We start from the raw sequence: 5,058 nt of genomic DNA, 5'->3' as shown, positions 1-5,058 counted from the left end.
TTCGATGATGTTCGCGACGTCCTCGCACTTGTCGGTGATCTCTTCGAGCAGCTCGTAGATCGCCTTCAGCTTGATGAGCGTCTTCACGTCGTCTTCTTCGCGGAACAGCTTCGACATCGCCGCGCGCAGCACGCGGTCGGCTTCCGATTCCCAGCGGTCGATTTCCTCGCATTGCTTGAGGATCTGCGCCGACTGTTTCATGTCGGACAGCAAGCCGACGGCTTGCTGCACGTGTTGCGCCGACTGGGTGACGATGTGCGCGAGCTGGCTCGCCTCGGACGTGACGGACTGCACGTCGTACAGCGACACGGCCGTCGCGACGTCTTCCATCAGGTCGAGGATGTCGTCCATCGTCGTGATCAGCTTGTGGATCTCGTCGCGATCGAGCGGCGTGATGAAAGTCTTGTGCAGCAGATCGATCGCCTCGTGCGTGAGCTTGTCGGCGGCCTTCTCGGCGATTTGCACGTTTTGCTTGTGAATCTCGGCGTCGGCGAGATTGTCGATCAGCAGTTCGAGCTCGCGGCCACCGGAAACGATGTGCTTCGCGTGCGCGTTGAAGAGTTCAAAGAACTTGCCCTCGGTGGGCATGAATCGACCGAACATGGGATTCCTGAGAGATTGTCAAACTACTGTCACGAAAACGGGCGACATTGTACCGGTTTCGGTCGCGACGCGACGTGCGCATATGCGCACGCCGGGATTGGATACAACATTTGGCGAAATAGGTGTTTACAACCGGCTTTACTCGCCGTAGAAGGTCTGCGCCCCGGCAAAATTGTCGAACTTCGTGTATTGCCCCAGGAACGTGAGCCGAACGGGCCCGATCGGACCGTTACGCTGCTTGCCGATGATGATTTCGGCCGTCCCCTTGTCAGGGCTGTCCGGATTGTAGACCTCATCGCGATAAATGAACAGGATCACGTCCGCATCCTGTTCGATTGCGCCCGATTCGCGCAAATCCGACATCACCGGACGCTTGTTCGGGCGCTGTTCGAGGCCGCGGTTCAACTGCGACAGCGCGATCACCGGCACGTCGAGTTCCTTCGCGAGGCTCTTCAGCGATCGCGAGATTTCGGAAATTTCGGTCGCGCGGTTCTCGCCCTGCGACGAACCCGACATCAGCTGCAGGTAGTCGACGATGATCAGGCCGAGCTTGCCGCACTGCCGCGCCAGACGCCGAGCGCGCGAGCGCAATTCCATCGGGTTCAGGCCGCCCGTCTCGTCGATGAAGAGCTGTGCCTCGCTCATCTTCTGCACCGCGTGCGTCAGCTTCGGCCAGTCCTCGTCCGTCAGGCGGCCCGTGCGCATCCGGTGCTGGTCGAGCCGGCCGATCGAGCCGAGCATACGCATCACGAGCTGGGTGCCCGGCATTTCCATCGAGAACACCGCGACCGGCAATCCATACTCGACCGCGACGTATTCGCCGATGTTCATCGAGAACGCCGTTTTACCCATCGACGGGCGCCCCGCGACGATGATCAGTTCGCCGCCGTGCATCCCGGACGTCATCCGGTCGAGGTCGACGAAGCCCGTCGGCGTGCCGGTGACGTCGCTCGGGTTCGCGGTGTGGTACAGCGTGTCGATGCGCTCGACCACCTGCGTGAGCAGCGGGCCGATCTCGAGGAAGCCCTGGTTGCCGCGCGCGCCCTCTTCGGCGATCGAGAACACCTTCGACTCGGCTTCGTCGAGCAGCTGGCGGACTTCCTTGCCCTGCGGGTTGAAGGCGTCGGCCGAGATCTCGTCGGCGACCGACACGAGCCGGCGCAGCACCGCGCGATCACGCACGATTTCCGCGTAGCGGCGGATGTTCGCCGCGCTCGGCGTGTTCTGCGCGAGCGCGTTCAGGTACGCGAGCCCGCCGACGTCGTCGGCCTTGCCGGACGTGGTCAGCGCTTCGTACACGGTCACGACGTCGGCCGGGCGCGTCGACGCGATCAGGCGGCCGATGTGCTCGTAGATGATCCGGTGGTCGTAGCGGTAGAAGTCGCCCTGCGACAGGAAGTCGGCAATCCGGTCCCATGCCGCGTTGTCGAGCAACAGGCCGCCGAGCACCGACTGCTCGGCTTCGACCGAATGCGGCGGGACTTTCAGCGATTCGATTTGGGGATCTTGCGGCGCGTTCATGGGTTGGGATTATCGCGAATAGATGGCGGCAGCGCTACCACCGCTTGCCGGCGAGCGGGCAATAAAAAAGGCAGGCCCCGGTTACCCGGGCGCCTGCCCTTGTCCGGACGGCGGAAGCCGCCCGGCAAGCTTGCGTCTACGCTTACGCGTGGTCGCCGATCACGTTGATCGTGACGTCGACGACGACGTCCGTGTGCAGCGCGACTTGCACGTTGTGCTCGCCGATCATCTTCAGCGGGCCTTCCGGCATGCGCACTTGCAGCTTCTCGACTTCGTAGCCTGCCTTCTTCAGCAGTTCAGCGACGTCGCCGTTCGTGACCGAGCCGAACAGACGGCCGTCGACGCCCGACTTCTGCGTGATTTCGAACGACTGACCGTTCAGCTTCTCGCCGACTGCCTGCGATGCGGCCAGCTTTTCAGCGGCGATCTTTTCGAGTTCAGCGCGGCGCACTTCGAATTCGGCGATCGCTTCCTTCGTTGCACGGCGAGCCTTGCGGTTCGGGATCAGGAAGTTGCGAGCGTAACCGTCCTTGACCTTGACGATATCGCCGAGGTTGCCCAGATTGGCGACTTTTTCCAACAGAATGATTTGCATTCGAATTCTCCTTATTGCGTCGCCTGATTACGCCTTGTGCTGATCGGTGTACGGCAGCAGCGCGAGGAAACGCGCACGCTTGATGGCCGTATCCAGCTGACGCTGATAGTGCGCCTTCGTACCCGTCAGACGAGCCGGCGTGATCTTGCCGTTTTCGCCGATGAAGTCCTTCAGCGTTTCCGTGTCCTTGTAGTCGATCTGCTCGACGCCGGCAGCCGTGAAACGGCAGAACTTCTTGCGCTTGAAGAGCGGGTTTTGTTGCTGACGACGCTTGTCGAATTTCTTACCAGTCGGGCGGGCCATGATTTCAGTCCTTTCCTGTGTCCTGCAATGCAGTGATGTGAAACACCAAGGTTCTCGCGTTGCGGCTTTTCTTGGCCAGGAAGCCCGTGAACAGCGTTTCGACGCCCATTTCACGACTTTCCAGCTTGCCGCTCGCCTCACCGGCCGCCACCGCCTCGATCGTCATTTCGACCTGACGGGGAATGCCTGCTTCGACGACTTCCGTGCGGTGATGCAACGTGGCGCTTGCGATCGGAACACCTGCCGGCGTATATCGCACCGGTGCGCGTTCGACGACGCTCGCCGTCAATTGCAACCTGTTCACGTGAGTGGCGCGCTCCTTGATGGCTTAATGAGTGACGAACTTAAGCCTGCGCTTCGGCCGGCTGAGCTGCAGCCGCCTTCTTGGCTTCTTCGCGCTGAACTTCCTTCATCATCGGCGACGGGCCGGTTTCGGCCTTCTTCATCTTGACGATGAGGTGACGCAGCACGGCGTCGTTGAACTTGAACGCGTGTTCGAGTTCGTCGAGCGTCGTCTGGTCGCACTCGATGTTCATGCAGACGTAGTGAGCCTTCGCGAGTTTCTCGATCATGTAGGCCAGCTGGCGACGGCCCCAGTCTTCGACACGGTGGATCTGGCCGCCGTGCGTCGTGATCGTGGTCTTGTAACGCTCGATCATCGCGGGCACCTGCTCGCTTTGATCCGGGTGCACGATGAATACGATTTCGTAATGACGCATTACACACTCCTTGTGGATTAAAGCCACCCGGGCGTCTGAACCGGTGTGGCAAGTGAGAAGCCGAAGATTCTAACCCGGTTACGGGGTGCATGCAAGGCCAATCGACGATTGGTCACCGGATTCTGGCCGTGTTTTCAAAGACTTGAACGGGTCCGTCGGGGCACGCACCCTCCGCTCGGCCTCTCGGCGGGCGGGGTCGAAACATCAACGCGCCCGCCCGCCGCCGCTGGGGTCATTCGCTGGGCGTGCCGGCGAGCCGCGCGTCGAGCGCCGTCCGGAACGCCGCGAGCGCCGCCGGCTCGGCGTCGGTCACGGCCCACCACGTCATCCCGGCCGCGTTCCAGCGGTCGAGCGCATAGCCCTGCGACACGGTCGTGTACGGGGCCGCCGGCCGCTCCCCGGCCGGCTGTACGTAGACGTCGACCACGTGTTGCCGGTGGCGGTAGACGAGCACCGCGACGCGGCGTCGCCCGACATAGTCGAGCCGGCCGCCGACCAGCGCGAAGCCGCTCCTGGCGAGATCCTCGACCGGCGGCGCATAGTCGAGCCGGCCGTTGAACCACGGCTTGACCGTGTGCTGGTCGGTCGAGATCACGTCGATGTCGCGCGCCGACAGGTCGGCCCGCACGTGGCTCGCGACCAGTTCGTCGACCGTTCGGTCGGTGTCGGCGTGGCGGGCCGACCATGCCATTCCGCCGGCCGCCGCGACCGCCATCAGCAACGCGACACCCCAGCCGAGCCCCGGCAACGCGGCCACGCGCGGCCTGGTGCCGGTGCCGGCCGGCCCCGGTCGGGCCGACCCGCCGCGCCCGGTCAGCCAGGAAAACCAGTCGCGGCCGCGCGGCCGCCGCGGCTCAGGCCGGGACTCAGGCCGCGGCTCAGCCCGCGACGGCTCGTGAGCAGGCGCGTCGGCCGCTGCCGGCAGGCTCGCGAGGATGCTCGCCCGCAGCGCGTCCGGCGCGCGGTGATAATCGGCCTGCCGCACGGCCTGCACCAGCGTGACGATCCGCGCGCGTTCGCGGCGGCACGCGTCGCACCCTTCGACATGCTGCTGGACCCGCAACGCATCGGGCGCCGACAGCTCGCGGTCGACGTCCGCGTCCAGCAACGCTCGCGCTTCGTTACAGTCCATCGATAGCCTCCGATGCGGTTCCGCCCGCCGGCGCTCGGCCCGGCCGGCCTTCGGTCGCCGGCACGCCGCCCAGCAGCGCGGCAAGCTTGCGCCGGCCGCGCGCGAGCCGCGACATCACCGTGCCGACCGGCACGTCCGCGATCGCCGCGATCTCGCGGTAGCTCAGGTCCTCCATCTCGCGCAGC

General features: G+C 64.3%; 8 protein-coding genes. All 8 read right to left on the bottom strand.

The annotated features are described in order from the left end of the window. A partial coding sequence (locus tag JMF90_RS23490) for a DUF47 domain-containing protein (RefSeq protein ID WP_201325487.1) occupies positions 1 to 603 on the bottom strand: 603 nt, incomplete at its 3' end. A gap of 138 nt (positions 604 to 741) precedes the next feature. Further along, positions 742 to 2,124, bottom strand: a complete 1,383-nt coding sequence (locus JMF90_RS23485) for a replicative DNA helicase (protein ID WP_006486249.1) — start codon at positions 2,122 to 2,124, stop codon at positions 742 to 744. A gap of 142 nt (positions 2,125 to 2,266) precedes the next feature. Next, complete coding sequence (gene rplI, locus JMF90_RS23480; RefSeq protein WP_006486256.1) at positions 2,267 to 2,719, bottom strand: 50S ribosomal protein L9; 453 nt, start codon at positions 2,717 to 2,719, stop codon at positions 2,267 to 2,269. A gap of 27 nt (positions 2,720 to 2,746) precedes the next feature. Further along, positions 2,747 to 3,022 (bottom strand): 30S ribosomal protein S18, encoded by a 276-nt coding sequence (rpsR, locus tag JMF90_RS23475; RefSeq protein WP_004193360.1) that lies wholly within the window; start codon positions 3,020 to 3,022, stop codon positions 2,747 to 2,749. Positions 3,023 to 3,026: 4 nt separating this feature from the next. After that, entirely contained in the window at positions 3,027 to 3,326 is a 300-nt protein-coding gene (priB, locus tag JMF90_RS23470) for a primosomal replication protein N (RefSeq protein WP_011549649.1), read from the bottom strand. A 40-nt stretch (positions 3,327 to 3,366) separates the two neighbouring features. Then, positions 3,367 to 3,741 carry a 30S ribosomal protein S6 gene (gene rpsF, locus JMF90_RS23465; RefSeq protein ID WP_011549648.1) on the bottom strand — a complete coding sequence of 125 codons (375 nt, stop codon included), beginning with the start codon at positions 3,739 to 3,741 and terminating at the stop codon, positions 3,367 to 3,369. A 232-nt stretch (positions 3,742 to 3,973) separates the two neighbouring features. Beyond that, a complete protein-coding gene (locus tag JMF90_RS23460; protein WP_011549647.1) occupies positions 3,974 to 4,873 on the bottom strand; it encodes an anti-sigma factor in 900 nt (299 codons plus the stop codon). Next, on the bottom strand, positions 4,863 to 5,058 hold a 196-nt coding region (locus JMF90_RS23455), incomplete at its 5' end, for a sigma factor-like helix-turn-helix DNA-binding protein (RefSeq protein WP_268906030.1). The genes JMF90_RS23455 and JMF90_RS23460, both read right to left, overlap by 11 nt.

The organism is Burkholderia sp. E168m23, assembly GCF_016586125.1.
In the GTDB taxonomy this organism is placed as follows: domain Bacteria; phylum Pseudomonadota; class Gammaproteobacteria; order Burkholderiales; family Burkholderiaceae; genus Burkholderia; species Burkholderia orbicola.
The sequence above is the reverse complement of the archived record's forward strand: the minus strand, read 5'-3'. Positions and strand labels throughout refer to the sequence as shown.